This is a genomic window from Pacificispira sp. (assembly GCF_965228185.1).
Taxonomy (GTDB): Bacteria; Pseudomonadota; Alphaproteobacteria; order UBA8366; family Aestuariispiraceae; genus Pacificispira.
This window is the reverse complement of record NZ_CBDDHE010000009.1, coordinates 89,720-110,506: the sequence shown is the minus strand read 5'-3', so window position 1 is coordinate 110,506 and position 20,787 is coordinate 89,720. Positions and strand designations below refer to the sequence as shown.

The 20,787-nt window shown below is 62.1% G+C and carries 22 protein-coding genes and 1 other RNA gene; 16 read left to right on the top strand and 7 right to left on the bottom strand.

The annotated features are described in order from the left end of the window. Window positions 1–16: 16 nt before the first annotated feature. Complete coding sequence (locus ACO06O_RS20075; protein WP_421884001.1) at window positions 17–1,102, bottom strand: GlxA family transcriptional regulator; 1,086 nt, start codon at window positions 1,100–1,102, stop codon at window positions 17–19. Between the two features lie 70 nt (window positions 1,103–1,172). Here ACO06O_RS20075 and rnpB point away from each other — a divergent pair. The 3 genes from rnpB to ACO06O_RS20060 all read left to right on the top strand — a co-directional run bounded on the left by rnpB (window position 1,173) and on the right by ACO06O_RS20060 (window position 3,124). Further along, window positions 1,173–1,562, top strand: an RNA gene (rnpB, locus tag ACO06O_RS20070) — RNase P RNA component class A. A 120-nt stretch (window positions 1,563–1,682) separates the two neighbouring features. Then, window positions 1,683–2,507 (top strand): alpha/beta hydrolase family protein, encoded by an 825-nt coding sequence (locus ACO06O_RS20065; protein WP_421883998.1) that lies wholly within the window; start codon window positions 1,683–1,685, stop codon window positions 2,505–2,507. Window positions 2,508–2,566: 59 nt separating this feature from the next. Then, window positions 2,567–3,124 (top strand): PAS domain-containing protein, encoded by a 558-nt coding sequence (locus ACO06O_RS20060; protein WP_421883995.1) that lies wholly within the window; start codon window positions 2,567–2,569, stop codon window positions 3,122–3,124. Window positions 3,125–3,225: 101 nt separating this feature from the next. On the opposite strand, the gene ACO06O_RS20055 is transcribed toward ACO06O_RS20060, so the two are convergent. Both ACO06O_RS20055 and ACO06O_RS20050 read right to left on the bottom strand, forming a co-directional pair. After that, window positions 3,226–4,935, bottom strand: coding sequence for a methyl-accepting chemotaxis protein (locus ACO06O_RS20055; protein ID WP_421883992.1), 1,710 nt, complete (start codon window positions 4,933–4,935; stop codon window positions 3,226–3,228). A 239-nt stretch (window positions 4,936–5,174) separates the two neighbouring features. Beyond that, window positions 5,175–5,987, bottom strand: coding sequence for an aminotransferase class IV family protein (locus tag ACO06O_RS20050; RefSeq protein WP_421883989.1), 813 nt, complete (start codon window positions 5,985–5,987; stop codon window positions 5,175–5,177). Between the two features lie 78 nt (window positions 5,988–6,065). Here ACO06O_RS20050 and ACO06O_RS20045 point away from each other — a divergent pair, with 78 nt between their 5' ends. Continuing rightward, complete coding sequence (locus ACO06O_RS20045; protein ID WP_421883986.1) at window positions 6,066–6,422, top strand: MerR family transcriptional regulator; 357 nt, start codon at window positions 6,066–6,068, stop codon at window positions 6,420–6,422. 225 nt (window positions 6,423–6,647) lie between these two features. On the opposite strand, the gene ACO06O_RS20040 is transcribed toward ACO06O_RS20045, so the two are convergent. Next, on the bottom strand, window positions 6,648–6,980 hold the full coding sequence (locus ACO06O_RS20040) for a winged helix-turn-helix transcriptional regulator (RefSeq protein ID WP_421883983.1): 333 nt from the start codon (window positions 6,978–6,980) through the stop codon (window positions 6,648–6,650). Between the two features lie 118 nt (window positions 6,981–7,098). Here ACO06O_RS20040 and ACO06O_RS20035 point away from each other — a divergent pair, with 118 nt between their 5' ends. Further along, on the top strand, window positions 7,099–7,965 hold the full coding sequence (locus ACO06O_RS20035; protein WP_421883980.1) for an NAD(P)-dependent oxidoreductase: 867 nt from the start codon (window positions 7,099–7,101) through the stop codon (window positions 7,963–7,965). Window positions 7,966–8,071: 106 nt separating this feature from the next. Here ACO06O_RS20035 and ettA read toward each other — a convergent pair whose 3' ends face one another. Then, entirely contained in the window at window positions 8,072–9,757 is a 1,686-nt protein-coding gene (ettA, locus tag ACO06O_RS20030; RefSeq protein ID WP_421883977.1) for an energy-dependent translational throttle protein EttA, read from the bottom strand. 192 nt (window positions 9,758–9,949) lie between these two features. Between ettA and ACO06O_RS20025 the strand changes: the two genes are divergently transcribed. Continuing rightward, window positions 9,950–10,870, top strand: coding sequence for a DMT family transporter (locus tag ACO06O_RS20025; protein ID WP_421883973.1), 921 nt, complete (start codon window positions 9,950–9,952; stop codon window positions 10,868–10,870). Between the two features lie 10 nt (window positions 10,871–10,880). Here ACO06O_RS20025 and ACO06O_RS20020 read toward each other — a convergent pair whose 3' ends face one another. Further along, on the bottom strand, window positions 10,881–11,435 hold the full coding sequence (locus ACO06O_RS20020; RefSeq protein WP_421883969.1) for a DinB family protein: 555 nt from the start codon (window positions 11,433–11,435) through the stop codon (window positions 10,881–10,883). Between the two features lie 94 nt (window positions 11,436–11,529). Here ACO06O_RS20020 and hspQ point away from each other — a divergent pair, with 94 nt between their 5' ends. The 10 genes from hspQ to ACO06O_RS19970 all read left to right on the top strand — a co-directional run bounded on the left by hspQ (window position 11,530) and on the right by ACO06O_RS19970 (window position 19,860). Next, on the top strand, window positions 11,530–11,949 hold the full coding sequence (gene hspQ, locus ACO06O_RS20015; protein WP_420420350.1) for a heat shock protein HspQ: 420 nt from the start codon (window positions 11,530–11,532) through the stop codon (window positions 11,947–11,949). 18 nt (window positions 11,950–11,967) lie between these two features. Beyond that, complete coding sequence (locus tag ACO06O_RS20010; RefSeq protein ID WP_421883966.1) at window positions 11,968–13,572, top strand: acyl-CoA synthetase; 1,605 nt, start codon at window positions 11,968–11,970, stop codon at window positions 13,570–13,572. A 101-nt stretch (window positions 13,573–13,673) separates the two neighbouring features. Beyond that, window positions 13,674–14,396, top strand: a complete 723-nt coding sequence (locus ACO06O_RS20005) for a tetratricopeptide repeat protein (protein WP_421883963.1) — start codon at window positions 13,674–13,676, stop codon at window positions 14,394–14,396. A gap of 186 nt (window positions 14,397–14,582) precedes the next feature. Next, window positions 14,583–15,272, top strand: coding sequence for a corrinoid protein (locus ACO06O_RS20000; protein ID WP_420420353.1), 690 nt, complete (start codon window positions 14,583–14,585; stop codon window positions 15,270–15,272). A 37-nt stretch (window positions 15,273–15,309) separates the two neighbouring features. Then, window positions 15,310–15,960 (top strand): DUF1638 domain-containing protein, encoded by a 651-nt coding sequence (locus tag ACO06O_RS19995; RefSeq protein ID WP_421883960.1) that lies wholly within the window; start codon window positions 15,310–15,312, stop codon window positions 15,958–15,960. A 19-nt stretch (window positions 15,961–15,979) separates the two neighbouring features. Further along, window positions 15,980–16,282, top strand: coding sequence for a virulence factor (locus ACO06O_RS19990; protein WP_420420355.1), 303 nt, complete (start codon window positions 15,980–15,982; stop codon window positions 16,280–16,282). An 87-nt stretch (window positions 16,283–16,369) separates the two neighbouring features. Next, the gene (locus ACO06O_RS19985; protein WP_421883957.1) at window positions 16,370–17,557 is read left to right on the top strand and encodes an alpha-hydroxy acid oxidase; all 1,188 of its coding nucleotides are present in this window, start codon (window positions 16,370–16,372) and stop codon (window positions 17,555–17,557) included. 251 nt (window positions 17,558–17,808) lie between these two features. Further along, a complete protein-coding gene (locus ACO06O_RS19980) occupies window positions 17,809–18,615 on the top strand; it encodes a hypothetical protein (RefSeq protein WP_421883954.1) in 807 nt (268 codons plus the stop codon). Between the two features lie 75 nt (window positions 18,616–18,690). After that, entirely contained in the window at window positions 18,691–19,260 is a 570-nt protein-coding gene (locus ACO06O_RS19975; RefSeq protein ID WP_421883951.1) for a DUF2059 domain-containing protein, read from the top strand. Window positions 19,261–19,350: 90 nt separating this feature from the next. After that, entirely contained in the window at window positions 19,351–19,860 is a 510-nt protein-coding gene (locus ACO06O_RS19970; protein WP_421883948.1) for a DUF2059 domain-containing protein, read from the top strand. A gap of 31 nt (window positions 19,861–19,891) precedes the next feature. Here ACO06O_RS19970 and ACO06O_RS19965 read toward each other — a convergent pair whose 3' ends face one another. Next, complete coding sequence (locus tag ACO06O_RS19965; RefSeq protein ID WP_421883945.1) at window positions 19,892–20,746, bottom strand: D-amino-acid transaminase; 855 nt, start codon at window positions 20,744–20,746, stop codon at window positions 19,892–19,894. Window positions 20,747–20,787: the final 41 nt, after the last annotated feature.

The window sequence follows — 20,787 nt, the reverse complement described above, 5'->3', positions numbered from 1 at the left end:
ACAACGGTCGAGTCGGCTACTCCAGCGTCGCGATGGCCTTCATCGCGGCGCGGCGTTCCATGACGCTGCGCGGTTTGAACTGCAATCGGGTATGCAGCAGCGCATCCGCGTCGGCGGCGGACAAGCGGCGGACCTCGGTCGGGGTCAGGCCGAAGGCCTTGCGGAAAAGCGTCGCAAAATGGGATTGGCCGTTGAAGCCACATTCCAAGGTGATGTCCAGAACGGAACGGTCGGTTGTGACTGTCAGCCAGAGCCCGTGATCCAGGCGCAGGCGGCGGGAAAAATCGCCGAAACTCATGCCCAGCTCCTCCCGGAATCCGCGTTCCAATTGACGGCGGGAGATGCCGACCCGGTCGGCCAGTTGATCGATACGCGGCGGGTCGGACAGCCTTTCCTCCAACAGCAGGATGGCGCGGGCGACACGCGGATCGCGGACGGATTGCGCGATGGGGGGCTGCGGCTGGGCCGCGGCGGCGGTACGGCTGCTTTCCACCATCATGATGCTCAGCGCTTTCTGCGCAATGTCATGGCCCAGATGCCGTTCGATCATCCAGGCCGCCAGCCGTGCCGCACCGACCCCGCCGGCACAGGTGATGCGCTTGCCGTCGACCACGAACAGGCGGCTGGTATCGGGCTCCACCCGGTCGAACCGGTCGACCATGTCCTGATAGTGCAGCCAACTTACGCAGGCCTTGCGCCCGTCCAGGAGGCCAGCCTTGGCCATGGCGAATACGCCGGTGCAGATGCCGACCACGGCCACGCCCTTGCCGGCCGCGCTGCGTAGATAGTCGACGATCGGGGCGTCCTGAGCCTCATCGTGGCCCAGAAGGCCGCCGACCGCGACGATGTAGTCGAAGCGCGATGGATCCAGCAGGTCCGCCGTCGCCGTAACCGAAACCCCACAACTGGCCGGAATGGCCCGGGCGGCCGGGCTCATCACTTCCCAGCGACAGCGGATCGGCCGCGAGCGGTCGCGCTCATCCGCCGCCAGGCGCAGGGCGTCGATGAACGACCCGAAGGCGTTCAGCGTGAACCGGGCCAGCGGCACGAGACCGACATTCAGTGCGGCGGGCGGATCGGGGAGGCGAGGGTCGATGCTCATAGAGTGAATTTAGCGATGTGACGGAAACGTTGAAAGCGATCCGAAGAGGGCGTATCTCCTGCCGTCAGGGCCAGACGGTTGGACGGTCGCGCCCGGGCAACGGGGAAACCCGCCCGGGTGAGGAAAGTCCGGGCTCCACGGAAACACGGTGCCGGTTAACGGCCGGCGGGGGCGACCCCAGGGAAAGTGCCACAGAAAGCAAACCGCCGGATCTCGATCCGGTAAGGGTGAAAGGGTGCGGTAAGAGCGCACCGCCTGCCCGGCGACGGGGAGGGCATGGTAAACCCCACCGGGAGCAAAACCGAATAGGGACGGTAGCCGCCTTTCGAGCGGCAGGCGCGTTTCCGCGTCCCGTCCGGGTAGGTTGCGCGAGGCGGCCGGCAACGGCCGTCCCAGATGAATGGCCGTCCATTGCCTGCAAGGGCAGGGACAGAACCCGGCTTACAGACCGTCTGGCCCTTTTCGCGCATTGCCGTCCCGTCGCAGAAATTTCAATTCACGATCGCGCCTCGGGCCAATACGATTTGTGCGCCGTGCCTTCCATAGCCCGGCCATAGGGGTATAGCAGAAGGGGATACCGATGACGCATTGGAAGCCGATGGCCGCGACGATGCTGGTCTTTGCGATTCTGTGTGGCGGGGCCGCACGGGCCGATGACGAAGACTGTCAGCCAGCGGATTTGGAGCATTACGTGCCCGGCGGTGACGAATGCCTGGCGATCAAAACCTACCTTCCCGCGGATGTAGGGTCGGCTAAGCGGGTGGTCTTCGTCCTGCATGGGGATCTCAGTCGGGGCGGACCCGCGGACTATATCTTTCCGCTGGCGGAAAGGGCCGCGGAATTGGGTCAGATTGGGATTGCGTTGATGCGGGTCGGCTATTCCGGCGATGGACGCCGCTCGACGGGCACGCCCAGCCGCCAGAACAGCCGTAACGATATGTATACCGACGATGAGTTCGACGCGGCGGCCGAGGCGGCGAAGGCGCTGAAAGCGCATTACGGCGTCCCGGAGGCGGTGATGATCGGCCATAGCGGCGGTGCCGCCACGACCGGTGTCATCGTGGGTCGTCACCCCGGCCTGCTGCAGCGCGTCCTGTTGATCGCCTGCCCCTGCGATATCGACAAATGGCGTCAGTTGCGCGGCCGAAATCCCTGGCCGAGGGCGGAAAGCCCGGACGATTATATCGAAGAAATCCTGCCCGGCACGGTCGTCCGGCTGCTGGTCGGGTCCCGCGACAACAATACCTATCCAGACCTGTCGGAGGATTACGAGGAGGACGCGCGGTCGCGCGGTTTGGACGTGCGGTTGTACAAGGTCGACGGGGCCGGACACAATCTGAACGAAAGCATGGTCGGAAGCGATGTCTTCAAGGAAGCACTGACGGAAATAATCGCGGGCGAGTGAGTGCGCCGTTCGGGAAAACATGCGATACTGGTGCAAACGCCAGGAGACGTGACGGGACGATGCCGTACGGCGAAATTGAACTCTTCGACACGGAGGAGTTCGAGCGCTTGCTCGAACGCACGGAACTGGTGACTGCCTTCCGCTATTGGCAATCGATTTCCGGCGACCGGCCGCTTCCGACTTATGAAGACCTGGACCCGTTGGACATCATTCCGATCCTGCCCCTGGTCAATCTGGTGGATGTCGTACCGCAGACGCAAGGCGGCTATCGATTTCGCCATCGGCTTGTGGGAACGGAGCTGGTCGACCGGTTCCGCACGGAACATACCGGCCAATGGTTCGAGGATTTGTACGAGCCGGAACATCTCGAACGGCAACTTCCATCCTACATTCGCGCGGTTGAGCGCCAGAAACCGACGGTCGGCGATATCGAACTGAGTGAGAATGGTAAGAGGATCATGGCCTATCGCAGGCTGATCCTGCCCCTCGCCGGTCCGGACGGTGCGGTCAATTGCCTGCTCCTGGTCTTCGCTTTCCAAAGCGAAGACGACCGGTTTCGCCCCTTGAATGAGGGCCTGCCACTACACCGCCAGGGGCAAGGATCGCGGCGCGATTAGCATGGCGTCGTATCTGTCGGCGTGATCCTGGTCAGGCGGCAAAAAAACAGGGCAGCCGGCACTAGGCCGACCGCCCTGTCCCTGCCCCGAACTCTAGGCGCCTAGTTTGCGAGTTGCTTCAGGAAGCTGTCGACTTCCTGCTTCAATGTGCGGACCGTTTCGTTGAGACGGCGCGAGGATTCTTCCACGGCCTTGGCACCGGATTCATTGTCGTCGACCTTGCTGCGGACGGCGCCCATGATGTTGGACACGTCCATCGTGCGGCTTTGCGCCTGTTCGATGTTGCTGCTGATGCCTTCGGTCGCGGAGACCTGGGCATCGACCATGTCGGCGATTTCCGATGCGCCGGAACTGATCCGACGGATGCTGTCGACGACAGAGCCGATGGCCCCGCCGGCATCCTGGATGGCGCTTTGGATCGACGCGATCTGTTCGGCGATCTCGCCCGTCGCCTTGCCGGTCTGGGTCGCCAGTCCCTTCACCTCGTTCGCCACGACGGCGAAGCCCTTGCCGGCCTCCCCGGCGCGGGCGGCCTCGATGGTCGCGTTAAGTGCCAGAAGGTTGGTCTGTTCGGCGATGTCGTTGATCAGTTTCACGACTTCACCGACACGATCTGCAGCCTGTTGCAGGCCGGCCACCTTCTCGTTGACGCTTTCCGTCTGCTGCGCGGCGCTTTGGGCGTCCCGGGCGGAATCCGAAGACCGGCGTCCGATTTCCTGGATCGACGCCGACAGGTCGCTGGTGACGGACGACGCCTCGTTCACCGAACCGGCGGCGTCGTTGGCGGAGCCGTCGGCCTGTTGTGACATGCCGCGCAATTCCCCGGCGCTGCCGACGATATGGCGGATCGCGCCTTCGCTTTGGCTGCTGACTTCGCTCAGGGATTGGATGATGCCGCCGACCTTGTCGCGGAACTGTGTGGCGATGCCCCTGATGAACTCGCGCTTTTCCTCTTCGGATTTGGCCTGGCGTTCGGCCTGTTGCGCGACCAGTCCGGCATTCTCCTCCGCGTTCTCACGGAAGACGTCCAGGGCGCGGGCCATGTCACCCAATTCGTCGGAACGCTCCGTATAGGGCACAGCGTTCTTCGTATCGCCCTTGGACACTTGGATCATCTGTTCGGTCAACTGCAGCATCGGCCGGATCGATCCGCGCACCAGGAACAGAGCGATACCGCCGCAGACCAGAAGGCTGAGCACCGTGGCAACCAGGATGCCGGTGACGATGTTGGACGCGGCCGCCCGGACGTTGGACTTCAGGACCCCGGCATAGAGGATGCCGATCGTGTCGCCCTTCGTATTCCGGATCGGCTCATAGATCGTGTAATAGTCCTTCCCCAGGATCGTCGCTTCGCCCAGATAGGTCTCGCCGCGCATCATGTAGGGATAGACACGGCCGTTCTGGCCCAATTGCGTGCCCACCGCGCGGCTGCCGTCATCCTTGATGATATTCGTCGTACGTCGCCAGAAATCGCGGTTCTCGTCTTCCCATTCGAAGACGGTCGCGGTCTCGCCGGTGACGGAGCCGATCTCGTCGATCATGCTATGATCCGGAAAGTCGGGAATTTCCGGCAGGGTCAGCTTGGTGACGCGTCCGGCCTTGGTGATGGTGAAGCTGGTTTCCGGTAAGGTCTTGCGCAGAAGAACCGCCGCCGTGCGCAGGCTGGCATTCTGCCGTTCGATAACCTGATCGGCGATTTCGTCTTCCAGAATGTAAATCGCGCTGCCGCCGACGGCCGCGGATGCTACCGCAATCAGCCCCAGAACAATCAGTACAAGCCGCGTCCGCAGCTTGAGCCTAAGTTTGAGCATACCGTTTCACTCCCCCAAGGGTGTTTGGTTATTGGGACAGTGAAACACTATATGTATTAACAAAACTTGAACCGAGATTTCATGATCATGTCTTGATTTGTAAATTTCGACTGGCGGTTTGCGGCGGCAACCCTCGGATCGTCCCTCTGCAATTTGGAGAACCGGCGATAAGTTTATTACCGTTGGCGGGAAACGGTAGCGCGGGTCGTTTGCGACACCGCGCCCCGTTAGACGTCCCATCAGATCGGAATCGCAGGCTCCTGCTCGTAAGCCTTCTGCAGTAAGCGCAAAAAGGAGGATTCCCGATCCATTGGCGTCGAGCCGATGGCTGCGATAGCAATTCCGGGTGTCCAAGAATTCATCACGACACCGGCTTCAAAATTGCGAACCGACTCCAAGGCAACCCGGACCTGCTTCTGGGAAACGCCGCCGGCCGACAATTGCCGTGTCAGGATCTGCATCGTAACTCCGCGCAATATCGCCGCCTCCGGCCAAATGACGCTTTCACCGTCCCAAAAGGCCAGATTCCAGATTGTCGCCTCGCTCAGGCACCGCTCGGCGTCGATATAGGCGGCATCGTCGAACCCATTCGAAATTGCCCGCCGCAGGTAATAGGTCTTGGACCCTTCGCCGACATGTTTGATCTCCGCCATCTGACGATCATGGCGCACCACATCCAGACGCAGCGGCCCGTCGGGACCGTTGGCAGGCGGCGCGGTCCGCACGAGAAGGCCGAGATCCTTTCCGCTGCCCGCGGGCCGAAATTCGCCGCTGCGGGAAAACACCGTCGCCGTCAGTGAGAGATCGGAAGGTCCTTCCGCGACTGCCGCCCGAAGGATCTCGCGGACTTCATCGTCGGAATGCGCCTGTCCGAACAGGGATTTGGATGCTTCTCGTAGCCGTTCCAGGTGCAGGTCGAGCCCTCTCACGGCGCCGTTGCGGATCTGCATGGCGGTGAAATGGGCAAATCCGGAGAAGGCCAACGGGGATAGTTCCAACTTCGTCGCGTGATGCCCGTCTAGCATCGTTCTGTAACCGGTCTTATCTGGCATTGTGTGCTCCTTGCCATTGTGCGTTTCGGGAGCACGCGTTTTAACCCCTGACAGCGCTGTCAGGGTCAAGGAGGAAAAATGAAAATTGGCGAGTTGGCGCGGCGAGGCGGAGTCAGTGTCCGGATGTTGAGGTTCTACGAGTCCGAGGGGTTGCTGACACCGGTGCGAAGAAGCAACGGATATCGGGATTTCGGCCCGGATGCGCTTGAAACCGTCGCGCGGATCAAGACGCTAAAGGCGTCCGGCATGACGGTACCGAAGATCCGAAAGTTTCTACCTTGTGCCCTGAACGGCCGGGAAGAGTTTGAGCCGTGCGATGAACTGCGGGAAATCCTGGATCATCAGGTCGAGGCCGTATCGGAGAAAATCCGTCAACTCGAGGAATGCCGGGATGCATTGTCGGACTTGCGCGGTAAAATCGACACCAGGCCATGATATTCCGCCCGGGCGCGAAGGCCGGGCTGGAGTGCCGGAACCCTTGCTCACATGAAAGCACGATCAAGACGCTCCAGCGTTGACCCTATACGGAAAGGCTATCGAGTACGGTTCCGATTAGGCAGACGTTCTCTAACGCTCCAACCGACGATATTTGATCCGGTGCGGCGGATCGGCCTTGACGCAGGCGGCGTTCCCGCGCGCCGTTCTTACCGCAACTGAGTTTTACGTAGGATAGCGCCCGGTCGCCCGCGCAAAGACCTCACCCCAATTCGCGATCGGTGCGAGGGCCTCATTGAGACTGACGCCCCAAGTCGTAAGCGCGTATTCGACACGCGGCGGTACCTCTGGAAAGGCGGTCCGGGTGATAAGTTGATCGCGTTCAAGCTCGCGCAGTTGCTGGATCAGCATCTTCTCCGACACGCCTGGGATACGTCGCTTAAGCGCGCCGAAGCGCACGGGACCCTCGTTCAGTTCCCACAGGATTGCTGCCTTCCATTTGCCGCCAACAACCTCGAAGGCAGGACCGATGCCGCAGTCATAGGAATTATTCGTCACAAGTGGCCTCCACGAGCTAAAACTTACCAACAAGTATGTACCATACTTATTGGTCTGTACTTGTTAAATTGAAGGCATGTTACCTAGTTCTGCGTCTCGACGTAATAGGAGACCAGAAATGACTGATGTAACGGTAATTGGACTTGGCCCGATGGGACATGTTCTGGCGGAACTACTGCTCAAGGCCGGGAAATCCGTGACCGTGTGGAACCGCACTGCGGGCAAGGCCGCACCGCTGACTGAAGCCGGCGCCACCCTTGTGTCGACACCGGCGGAGGCCATCGCCTCAAGTCCGGTGACCGTCGTCTGCGTTTACGACTACGACGCGGTCGATAGCATCCTCGCGGCAGACGGCGTCTCCGGCGCGCTTGAAGGCAGGCTGCTCGTCAACCTTGGGACCGGTGGACCGGAAGATGCCCTGCGCGTCGGGGCTCACGTCAATCGGAATGGCGGCGGCTATCTGGATGGCGCCATTCAAGCGGCGCCCAGCCAGATGGGCGAGGACGACACACTGCTGCTAGTTTCGGGAGCGGGGCCCGAGTTCGCGCGCGCCGAGCCCCTGCTAAAGATTTTTGCAGGGAACACCGTCTATCTGGGAGAAAAGCCCGACGCAGCGGCCTTCATGGATCTCGCTACCTTGTCCTTCGTTTATGGTTCCTATGCCGGTTTCCTGCACGGTGCCAGAATTGCTGAAGCCACGGGCATTGACGTTGCGACCTATAGCCGACTTGTGAAGGAGCTTTCGCCGGGCTTCGGCGCATTCTTTGAACACGAAGGCGGGGTGATTGCCTCCGGCGATTTCCGCATCACTGAAAGCCCGTTGCGGATTTCCATTCCCGCCGTACGACGCATTCTGACTGCTTCTCAGGGGCTCGATCTCAATACCGAGCTTCCGGCCCTGGTGGACGGCTGGCTGCGCCGGGCCGAGGCGGAAGGGCTGGCGGATAAGGAACTCGCCAGTCTGATCAAGGTATTGAGGGGATAACGGCAATACGTACCACAGCGCCCCAACGAGACAGCCGCCTTGCATGCAAGGCGGCTGTTCGATTGAACGAAAGTCGCAACTTGGCGGCGCGATATCGAGAAACGTATTACCGCTCCAACCGGCGGTACTTGATCCGGTGCGGCTGGTCGGCCTCGACGCCCAGACGGCGTTTGCGGTCGGCCTCGTAGTCCTCGTAGTTGCCTTCGAACCACACGACCTGGCTGTCGCCTTCATAGGCCAGGATGTGCGTTGCCAGACGGTCCAGGAACCAGCGGTCGTGGCTGATGACCACGGCGCAGCCGGGGAAGGTCGCCAGGGCGTCTTCCAGGGCACGCAGGGTGTCGACGTCCAGATCGTTTGTCGGTTCGTCGAGCAGCAGGACGTTGGCGCCGGATTTCAGCATCTTGGCCAGGTGGACGCGGTTGCGTTCCCCGCCGGAAAGCTGCCCGACCTTCTTCTGCTGGTCGCCGCCCTTGAAGTTGAAGCTGCCGACATAGGCGCGGCTCTGCACCTTGCGCTTGCCCAGTTCGATGATGTCCTGGCCGTCGGAGACTTCCTCCCAGACGGTCTTGTTCGCATCCAGGGCGTCGCGCGACTGGTCGACATAGCCCAGCTTGACGGTCTCGCCGAGGCGGACGGAGCCGCTGTCGGGCTGCTCCTTGCCGGTGATCATGCGGAACAGGGTCGTCTTACCGGCGCCGTTCGGGCCGATGATGCCGACGATGCCGCCCGGCGGCAGCTTGAAGGACAGGCCGTCCATCAGCAGCTTGCCGTCATAGGCCTTGCGAACCTCGTCGGCCTCGATCACCACGCCGCCCAGGCGCGGGCCCGGCGGGATGACGATCTGGGCCGTCTGGTTCGCCTGTTCAGCGGCCTCGGCCTCGCGGACCAACTCGTCATAGGCCTGGATACGCGCCTTGGATTTGGTCTGGCGGGCACGGGCGGAGGCGCTGACCCATTCGCGTTCGGCGGCGATGTTGCGCATGCGCGCTTCCTGTTCGCGGCCTTCCTGCTGCAGGCGCTTCTGCTTCTGTTCCAGCCAGGCGGAATAGTTGCCTTCGTAGGGGATGCCGCGGCCTCGGTCGAGTTCCAGAATCCAGCCGGTGACATTGTCCAGGAAGTAGCGATCGTGGGTGACCATCACGACGGTGCCCGGATAATCGGCCAGGAAGCGCTGCAGCCAGGCGACGCTTTCGGCGTCCAGGTGGTTGGTCGGTTCGTCGAGCAGCAGCATGTCCGGGCGGCTGAGCAGCAGGCGGCACAGCGCGACGCGGCGCTTTTCCCCGCCGGACAGGTTGGCGACGTTCCAATCGCCGGGCGGGCAGCGCAGGGCATCCATCGCGACTTCGACCCGTCTGTCCAGATCCCAGGCGTCCTCGGCGTCGATCTTCTCCTGCAGTTCCGACTGCTCGGCGATCAGCGCCATCATCTCGTCGTCGTCGGTGACTTCGCCCAGCTTCATCGACACCTCGTTGAAGCGGTCGACGACGGCCTTCAACTCGCCCAGACCTTCCATCGCGTTTTCCGCGACGGTCTTGCTGTCGTCCAGCTGCGGTTCCTGGGCCAGATAACCGATCTTCACACCGTCGGCGGACCATGCCTCGCCGGTGTAATCCTGATCGATGCCGGCCATGATCTTCAGCAGGGTCGACTTACCGGCGCCGTTATAGCCCAGAACGCCGATCTTGGCGCCGGGCAGGAATTGCAGATTGATGTCCTTCAGGACTTCCTTGCCGCCCGGATAGGCCTTGCCCAGCTTGTGCATGCCGAAAACATATTGATACGCGGCCATGGCGGTCCTGCTCCCTGATCATCCGAAATGCGACTGGAAGCCACCCCGTCTTGGAGCGGCGACGCGGTTGTAGCGGAGTTGACCGACAAGGGCAATTTTTTGCGATTGTCGGCCTTGCTGTAGCCTCCTTACGCGGCGAAGGTGCATTGACACGCGCGGATACGCCACGCGGATCTGAGGGAGTTAGGGACCGTGGCAGAGCGGCAACCGCCTTTGGGCGCCGGACGCAATGCCGGTCTGGAAGTGCCGCCGGCCCAGCGCGCCAATCCACTTTGGGCCGCGGCCTGGATGATGGGGGCGCTGACATCTTTCGCGCTTATGGCCATCGCGGCGCGCGAGATTTCCAAGGAACTCGATACCTTCCAGCTGATGTTCTACCGCAGCATCATCGGGATTGTCATCGTGGTGGCGATCGGTGCGTTGCTGCCCGGCGGCATGGCCCAGTTCAAGACGGGCCGGTTCCGCATGCATGCGGTCCGCAACGCCGCGCATTTCGTCGGCCAGTTCTGCTGGTTTCTGTCGATTTCGCTGATCTCGCTGGCGGAAGTGTTCGCCATTGAATTCACGACGCCGATCTGGGTCGCGATGGTCGCGCCGATCTTCCTGGCGGAGAAAATGAACCGCTATCGGGCCATGGCGATTGCCGGCGGATTCCTGGGTGTGTTGATCGTCCTGCGACCCGGCGTCACCGAATTCGGCGCGGGGCATATCGCAATGCTGATCGGCTCCTTCGCCTTCTCGCTGTCCATGATCACGACGAAAAAGCTCAGCGCGACGGAGTCGCCCTTATGCATCCTGTTCTGGATGGCGGTGCTGCAGGCGCCGATGGGATTGATCGGGTCGGTCAGCGACTTCACCCTGCCGGGGCTGGAATCCGGGCTCTGGTTGGTAATTGTCGGAATCTGTGGTCTGACCGCGCATTACTGTATCGCCCAGGCCTTTCGTTGGGCCGATGCGACCTTGGTCGCCCCGATGGACTTTGTGCGCTTGCCCTTGATCGCGGTGGTCGGAATGCTGCTCTATGGCGAGGCATTGGACCCGTTCGTCTTTCTGGGCGGCGCGGTGATCCTGACGGGCAATTGGATCAGCATCCGCTTCGCCCGGCAGAGCTGATCCCTGCAGTCTAACCCGCCCCGTCGATCATCCATGCGGCGATGCCGAGACGGGCGACTTCGGTTTTCCGGTCATTCCTGTCCATGCGCAGATAGAATTCGTCCAGCTGCGGCGGGGCGACCGCTGTCTGGGACAGGAGATCGTGGACTTGGCCCCGGTGATGGGTGGCGTGGGAAAAGACATGTTGCAGGACTAGCCAGATCGGGTCGGTCTCCCGCCCCCAGCGCGGGGTCTCGTGCAACAGCACCTCGCGATCCAAATCCGCATCCGTCAATCCGCCGACAAATGCGATCAGGTCCTCGTCCGTTTTCGACCGCGCGACGGCCAGATCTTCGCGGGTCGCGAATTCCGGCCCGTCGCCGTCGTCAGGCTGGACCGGCGTGCCGCGCATGCGGGTCAGATAGCGCCGGTCGACGATAACCAGATGGTCCAGCGTCGCGTGAATCGACCCGAAGAAGCAGGGACGCTGCGCCATATAGGTCTCTTCGTCCAGACGCAGACACGCCTCCATCAGGCGCGTATTGGCTAGAACGTGGTTGGCGCACTGGGCGCGTAAAACTGCCATGGCGTCGATCGGCAACGATCTCTCCAGTTCAACTAACGGCTTGATTTCATTTTCCTGGCGGTCAAAGTACTATGACACAGAGGGATGTTGAGCGATGCACGAAAAAGACGATTGGACTTCCGCGCCGGACGAAAAGTCCAGCCCCCCGCCGTCGTCGGGGGCGGCGTCCGGCGATTCCGCAAATAAGGGCGTGGCCAAGTTTCAGATCGGTCAATCGGTTCAGCATCGCAAGTTCGGCTTCCAGGGCGTCATCTTTGACGTCGATCCGGAATTCGCCAATACCGACGAATGGTACGAGGCCATTCCGGCCGATGTGCGGCCGCGTAAGGATCAGCCCTTCTATCACCTGTTCGCCGTCAATCCCGCGGACAACTCGCCCTATATTGCCTATGTATCGGAACAGAACTTGGTTCCGATGCCGGAAGGCGAAGATGTCGCGCATCCGCAGTTGGAAGAGTATTTCGACGGCCGTCGCGACGGCCGCTGGGTCGTTCCGCGCGATCGGATCAACTGATTCCCGGATTATAGCGCCATGCTGATCGCCGCCGACCGCTACGAAACCGTTGTGGACCGTTTCGCATGGCAGGTGCCTGAACGCTACAATATCGGCGTCGATGTTGCCGACCGGCAGAACCCTGACAACCCGGCAATTATCTATCGCGGCGCGGATGACAGCGTACAGACCTATACGTTCGGCGACCTGACCCGGCTCAGCAATCGTTTCGCCAATGTCCTGCAGGCGCAGGGAATTGCGCGCGAGGATCGTGTCGGCATTCTGCTGCCGCAGGCGCCGGAAACGGCCGTTGCGCATATCGCGGCCTATAAGGCGGGGATGATCGCCGTTCCGCTGTTCACGCTGTTCGGGGAGGACGCGCTGGAATACAGGCTGTCCGCCTGTGGCGCGCGGGCGCTGGTGACCGATGCCGCCAGCCTGCCCAAGATCGCGGCGATCCGCGATCGCCTGCCGGATCTGCAGGTGGTGTTCTGCATCGATGGGCCGAATGACGGCGCCGTCGATTTCCACGCGGCGCTGAACCGCGCGTCGGACCGGTTCCAGGCGGTGGACACGGCCGCCGACGATCCGGCCCTGATCATCTTCACCTCCGGTACGACCGGTCAGCCGAAAGGCGCGCTGCACGCCCACCGGGTCCTGCTGGGCCATCTGCCGGGTGTCGAATTTCCGCATGATTTCTTCCCGCAAAAGGGCGACCGGTTCTGGACGCCGGCGGATTGGGCCTGGATCGGCGGGCTGATCGATGTGCTGTTGCCCAGCCTGCATCACGGCATTCCGGTTCTGGCCTATCGCGCACGGAAGTTCGATCCGGAAGAGGCGTTCCACCTGATGGGGCGGTTCCAGGTACGCAACGCCTTCATGCCGCCGACGGCGTTGAAGCTGATGCGCCAGGTCGACAATCCGAAGGGACGGTTCGACTACGCCATGCGCTCCATCGGGTCGGGCGGTGAAACGCTGGGCGCGGAACTGCTGGATTGGGGACGGGAGACCTTCGGCCTGACCCTGAACGAATTCTACGGCCAGACGGAATGCAATCTGGTCGTCGGCAACTGCAGTGCCTGCATGCCGGTGCGGCCGGGATTGATGGGGCGGGCGGTGCCGGGCCACACGGTCGGTATCGTCGACGATGACGGCAATCCTTTGCCCGACGGCACGGTCGGCCATATCGCGATCCGCCGTCCCGACCCGGTGATGTTCCTGCGCTATTGGGACAACCCGAAAGCGACGGAGCAGAAATTCGCCGGCGACTGGCTGCTGACCGGCGATACCGGTTTGCGGGAAGAGGATGGGTATTTCCGCTATGTCGGGCGCAGCGACGATGTGATCACCACAGCCGGCTATCGTGTCGGGCCCGGTGAAATCGAGGATTGCCTGATGAAGCATCCGGCGGTCGCCCTTGCGGCGGTGATCGGGGTGCCGGACCCGCTGCGCACCCAGGCGGTGAAGGCCTTTGTGGTGCCGCGCGGCGGGGTCACTGCGGATGCGGCGTTGATCGCAGAAATCCAGGCATTCGTCAAAACGCGCCTTGCCGCCCATGAATATCCGCGACAGGTTGAATTCGTCGACAGTTTGCCGATGACGGCGACGGGCAAAATCATGCGCCGTGAACTGCGCGACCGCTGAAAAGTGCGAAAATCGCCCTGTGCGAGAGGTATCGACGCACCGGTGGAATCCGCATAAGTTCCATTACCATGAGATGGGGTTTTTGGGGGATAGCCGTCGGCGTGGCGACGGTCACCGATCGGGATTTTCGACGGCTTGCGGCCGGCGTGGCATTAGCCGCTCTGGCGACGGGGGGCATTGCGCCCGCGACGGCGCAGACCGCGGCGGAAGAAGGACTTTCCCGCGCACCCGACTTCATCGTCGAACGCTACCGCGCGAAGGCCGAGGCCGGTGAGGCCCAAGCACAATTCCGCCTGGGCTATCTGCATGAGAACGGGCTGATTTCCGGGACGCCCGATATCGCCGCGGCGGCGGACTGGTATGCCCGCGCGGCGGAAGGCGGACATGCCGCGGCGCAGTTCAAGCGGGGGAGCCTGTATGCCGCCGGACTGGGCGGGCCGCGCGATTTTGCCAAGGCTGCGTCGCTGTATGAGGCCGCCGCGAAACAGGGCGTCGCCGAGGCCCAGTATAATCTGGCGATCCTGCTACAGGACGGAATTGGGGTCGAGAAGGATTCGGACGCGGCGATCCGGTGGTATGAGCAGGCCGCGTTCCGGGGCGTGCTCCCGGCCATGCGGGCGCTAGGTCTCTTGTACCTGTCCGGGGTCGGTCGGTCGCCCCAGGACGATATCGAGGCCTGGGCCTGGTTGACCCTGGCCGTGGAGAATGGCGACACCGCCATGGCCGACCACTTGAAGTCGGTCGACGGGAAACTGGAAGACAAGGCGCGCGACGAGGCCGGCCGTTTGGCCGACGCCTATCGCCAACTGCGCATCGTTCCGTGATTCATGGTACTATCGGATGTAAGACGCGCCCTGTCGCCCAGGAAGAATTTTCATTGTCGTGCTATGGACAAATCTTGTCGCGCGGATGCGAGCCTGAAAACCGCCTGGAATTAGCGTATCCGGCACATTAAAGAACCATGGGGCGGGACGGTACGCCGCCTCATTGCCGTAAAGGGATAAACGGATATGGCCGACGAAGAGGATCTCGACCTTCGCTCACTGGACGACCAGGAACTGGTCGAGCAGATGTGGGACGACCTGTATGACGGTCTCGCCGACGAGATCGTCGAAGGGACCAACATTCTGCTTGAGCGCGGCTGGGCGCCGTACAAGGTTCTGACCGAGGCACTGGTCGAAGGCATGCGCATCGTCGGGATCGACTTCCGCGATGGCATTCTGTTCGTGCCGGAAGTCCTGATGGCGGCCAACTCCATGAAGTCGGGCATGAATATCCTGCGCCCACTGCTAGCCGAAACCGGCGCGCCGCCGCAGGGCAAGATGGTCATCGGCACGGTGAAGGGCGACATTCACGATATCGGCAAGAACCTGGTGTCGATGATGATGGAAGGTGCCGGCTTCGAAGTGATCGATCTGGGCATCAACAACCCGGTCGAGAAGTATCTGGAAGCGTTGGAAGAGCATAAGCCGGACATCCTGGGCATGTCGGCGCTTCTGACGACGACCATGCCCTATATGAAGGTCGTTATCGACACGATGAAGGAACAGGGCATCCGTGACGACTTCACGGTTCTGGTCGGCGGTGCGCCGCTGAACGAGGAATTCGCCCGCGAGATCGGTGCCGATGCCTATTGCCGCGACGCGGCCGTCGCGGTCGAAACGGCCAAGGAAGTCATGGCCCGGAAGAACAACCAGTAACCCCGCCGGCCGCGGCCGGAAACGCGAGGGCGTGCCGATGACGGACGCATACCTCGACGAAGAACCGGCGCCCGATGCGGCGCCGGAATTCGTTTCGGACCAGGCCACCGTGCTGGTGATCGCCTGTGGGGCGCTGGCGCGCGAGATCGTGGACCTGATTCGGCTGAACCGATGGCGGCATCTGGCCGTCACCTGCCTGCCCGCGAAGCTGCATAACGAGCCGCAGAAGATTCCCGACCGGTTGCGGGAAAAGATCCGTGCGAACAAGGACCGCTTCGACAAGATATTCGTCGCCTATGCCGATTGCGGCACGGGCGGTCAGTTGGACCGGGTCGTGACAGGGGAGGGCGCCGTGCGGATCGGCGGGCCGCACTGTTATTCCTTCTTTGCCGGGGCCGAGGCATTCGACGCGATGGCCGAAGAGGAACTGGGCACTTTCTATCTGACCGACTATCTGGCCCGGCATTTCGACACGCTGATCCTGGACGGCATGGGATTGCGCAAATATCCGCAGATGCGCGACATGTTGTTCGGCAATTATACGCGCCTGATGTATCTGGCTCAGACCGACGATCCGGCCCTGGAGCGCAAGGCACGCGCTGCGGCAGAGGCGTTGGGCTTGCGCTTTGAGAAACAGCATACCGGATATGGCGAACTGGCTGCCTTCATGGCCGAAGCCGCACAGTAATCGAAGAGGAAGTTAGGGAATGGCACAGCTTATCGTCGTCTATTGGCGCGACATCCCGGCCCAGGTCATCGCCAAGAAGGGGCGCCGCGATCAGGTGAAGATCGTCCTGGAAGAACGTTTCGAGAAAGCGATCGACCGCGCCGCGATGCGCGGCGGCGCGCGGTCGACCGACGATTATCTGGCGGAATGGCGCAAGGCCGATCCGGTCGAGGTCTCCGACGATCTGGAAGCGGAAGCGCGCACCGTCGCGGACAAGCTGGAAGCCGAATACGACGATGCGCGGCTGAAGGCCCTGGTCGAAAATGGCGGCGTCGCGGCCTGATCGTCCCGGGAAAATCCGTGCGGGCTGACAGGTCGCAGTGGCGGCGTATACTGTCGCTAACCGCGCCCCCTTTCCCCCGGTCCGTCCATGATACCCAAACTTAACCGCAAGTTTCCTTCGACCTACGACATGGAGCGGGCCGCCCTGCGGCGCATGCCCAAATTCATGGCCGATTATGTGTCGGGCGGTATGGGGCTGGGGCTCAATCTGCGCAGAAACCGGGAAACATTGGATGCCGTCCGACTGATGCCCCGCTATCTGGTCGAAGGCGGTGCCATCGACCTTTCCGTCTCGCTGTTCGGGCAGACATTCGGCGCGCCGTTCGGTGTCGCACCGGTCGGCAATGGCGGGTCTGTCTGGCCCGGTTCCGCCGAGGCATTGGCGCGCGAGGCGCGGGCCCGGCAGCAGCCCTTCGGCGTTTCGACGGTCGCGGTTTCAAGCCTGGAAAAGCTCAAATCGGCCGCCGGGGACATGGGATGGTTCCAACTCTACCGACCGAATGTCCCGGAAATCGAGGCCGATGTTCTGCGCCGGGCCAAGGATGCGGGCTACAAGGTCCTGATGGTGACGGTCGACGTCCCGGATTTCCTGCGCCGGGATCACGACATCCGCAACAATTTCGGCAGCGAATTCTCCCTAACCGATCCGGCGACCTTCTGGCAACTGCTCACGCATCCGTCCTGGACCTATGCCAGCTGGCGTCACGGCATGCCGAAACTGGAAACCCTGCTGCACTATGCGCCCGCCGGGATTGGTGCCCGTGAAAGGGACCGTTTCGTCTTCGGGCTGCTGCCCGGTCATGTGGGGCCGGAAGACCTGCGCCGCCTGCGGGAGAACTGGGACGGCATCTTGTTGGCAAAAGGCATTCTCGACCCTGCCGAGGCGGCGCTGTGCCAATCCATCGGCCTGGACGGCGTGGTCGTCTCGAACCATGGCGGTAGGCAATTGGAAGCGGCGCCGAGTGCGATTGAGGTTCTGCCTGCGATCCGCCGGGTTGTGGGGCCCGATTTCGCCCTGATTGCCGATGGCGGGGTACGTACCGGCCTGGACATCTGCCGTATGCTGGCGGTCGGGGCGGATTTCGTCCTGATCGGCCGGGCGTTCTACTATGCGATGGGGGCGATGGGGTTGGCCGGCGCGTCGCATGTCTTCGATGTCCTGACCGCGGAGTTGCGGACGATGATGGGGCAACTGGGCGTGACCGACCCGCGCGACCTTCCGGAACGTCTGATCACTTCGCCGGAATTGCCTGTCGGAACAGGTGCCGACGATTAGGTGTTTGGCGGGACGGAGCGACTCATGTTCTTCTGATGTAGAAGCGAACTGGCAAGCATTCGCGCTAAATACTTAAAAAATACGCGCCTAATTCGAATAAAAATCCACCAAATTCACGATTTTTCTGAAACCAAGATTATTCAAATACCGCAATGCGTTAGCACCCGGAACAGCGTGCGAAGCGGAACGGTTAGCGTGTATAGTTGGCTGATTCTCTTGCGAAAATCCCCGATTCGACTCAGATTCACGGAATGTACTACTCGATCCGGCATCCGTTGGCGCTTGGGGCGCTGATCTGTCTGGCAGGCCTTCTGCTTGCCGGCGGGCCGGTGCGTGCGCAATCGGTGTTCGAGGCCCCCCTGGATCCGGCAACCTGTGGCGACCGGCTGAACCGGCTTTATGACGGGGATTTCGAGCAGTTCTGGTCCTTCGTTCTGCGGCAAGGGTATTCCGGCGTTCCGGAATACGCTTGGTCGACGCCGGAACGGGCGGGTGAATCACCGGAAGACTGGAAGGTCCGGGCCTGGCAATGTCTGCTGGAAGTTGAGCGTGCCAATCAGCGCGACGACCGTTTGGAAATGCGCTACGCGGTCGGCTACTTCCTGTGGTTCGGGACCAAGTCCCAGGGCTTCGATAAGCAACCGGACGGGACCCCCGGCATCCGGGAGCGCGGCTACCGTATGCTGCGTCAGGCGATGGCCGATGGCAGTGACGCGGCCCTTGAAGCGATTATTCAGGTCCATTTGGAAATTGTTCAACTGGGCGATCAGCGCATGGCGCTGGCCGGCAAGAAGGGCGTTCCCGCACGCCTGCCCGAATGGTGGCCGGAACGCGATCAACTGCTCGTCTCCCTCGATCGGCTGGCGAAATCCGGACATCCGTCCGCCTTTCTCGCGATATCGGCGATTTATTCCGAACGCGCTCTCCTGGCCAGCGCCACCGGTCACGATCACAACGGCCGGCCGGTATCCGGTCCCGACCCCCGCCTGATCGAAGCTTCGAAGGCCTATCGCAAGGCCTGGGAACAGCACAAATCCGACAAGCCGTCGAATTCGTGATCCTGTCACTCGACAGCAGACGCCATCTCCCGTAAATCTTTGCTCAGGCAGGATTAATGTGTGGGATGGGCATTCATGCGGCGTTTGACATGGTTGGTATGTGCCGCGGTTTTGGCGACCGCGGGGGGCGCTCAGGCGCGCGCCCAGACCATGTTGCTGCCGGTCGTCGACGTGGTCGGCTCCGGTGGGCCCGGGACGGGAGCGACCCGGGAACTGGTCGACGAACTTCTCATATTGCTGCAATACGACCAGGTTGCGGACCGGATTGTCGATGATGCGGCGACCGACGTTGTGCGGCGTGTCCGCATCGCCAATCCCCATATGACCGATAAGGACGCGCAGGCGGTGCGCCAGTTGTTCGAGGATGCGGTTCGCCGCAGCGCGCCGGATCTGACACAGGCGTCGCGCTCCATGCTGCTGCGAAACTATTCGGAACAGGAACTGCGGGAACTTATCGCCTTCTACCGCACGCCGGTGGGCCAAAAGTCCATTCGCCTCAACCCGGAACTGTCCGGGGAGATCGCTTCACGGGCGGCCGCAGCCGTGAGTGGGACGTTACCGCCGATCGTGGAGGCATTGTCGGTGCGCTTGCGCGCCGCGGGGTTCAGAAGCCCGGAATTCAGCGAATTCACCTCCGCCTGGTAAGATGGATCGCCGATATCGGCCATGGTTGAACCACCGGTCGTGGCGCGACTAGAATGTCGCGTTATTTTTTGGCGAAGCGGGGGGGAAGTGATGCGCCAGATCAGAAATTTGGTGATGGCAATCGTGCTTGCGGCGGCATTGCCCCTTGGGATCGGGGCGAGCCGGGCAGAGGAGGTGCCGGAACGCATTGTTCTTGTGGATAAGCTGATGGCCATGCTGTCGTTGGATCAGGCCATGTCCCAGGTCGCCGCCGCCACCACGCAAACCATTGTCGCCCGTGTTCGCCGCGCCAATCCAGGCATGACCGACGCCAACGCCAATGCGGTCTACAAGCTGTTCTATGACGCGATGATGGGGATGACGGATGAATCGATCACCCTGTCGCGCGCCAGCCTCCTGAAATACTACACCAAGGAGGATCTGAAGGTAATGATCGCCTTCTATGAGACGCCGACCGGGCGGAAATCCATCGAACTGATGCCCCAGATCATTCAGGAAGTCACGCTGGAGACCCAGGGCATGCTGGAACGACGGCTGCCGCCGCTGGTCGAGGCGTTGAACAAGCGGCTGAAGAACGCCGGCTACAACCTGCCGGGCTGAATCAACCTACCAGGCTGAATCCGGGACGCGTTCAGGACGCGGCGGCGCGGGCCATTTCGATATAGAGCGTGCGCAGTTTCGACGCGACCGGGCCCGGCACGCCATTGCCCAGGATACGGTCGTCGATCTTCACCACCGGCATGACGAAGCTGGACGCGGAGGTGATGAAGGCCTCCGCCGCGTCATAGGCTTCTGCGGGCGTGAAGGCCCGTTCCTCGACGGTCAGGCCTTCGCGGGCCGCGATCTCCAACACCGCGCGGCGGGTGATCCCATGCAGGATCTCATTGCCCAGATTGCGGGTAACGATGGTGCCGTCCAGGGTCACGATGAAGGCGTTGTTGGAACTTCCTTCGGTGACGACGCCGTCTTCAACCAGCCAGGCGTCGTTCGCGCCTGCTTCCAGTGCCGCCATCTTGGCGAGGCTGGGGGCCAGCAATTGCACGGTCTTGATGTCGCGCCGGCCCCAGCGGATGTCGGGAACCGTCACGACGGCGATCCCTTTCGCCGCAGCCGGGACGTCGCAGACCGCGCGCGCCTGGGTGAACATCACGAGGCTGGGCTTGGCGTTCTTGGGGAAGGCGAAGTCGCGATCCGCCGCGCCCCGGGTGATCTGCCAATAGACGATGCCTTCGACCAAATTGTTCCGGGCGATAACCTCACGCTGGATGCCCAGCAGATCTTCGGGACTGCAGGGCCAATCGAGCTTTAGTTCTTTCAGGGAGCGTTCGAGGCGCGCGATATGAGCCGCGTTGTCGACCAGCTTGCCGTCGATCACCGACGAGACTTCATAGACCCCGTCCGCGAACAGGAATCCGCGATCGAAGACCGAGATTTTCGCATCTTCCTCGGGAAGATACTCGCCGTTGACATAGACGATGCGCGACATGGGCTGCTCCCTCAGGCTGGAAATGCCGAGTTCTTACACGA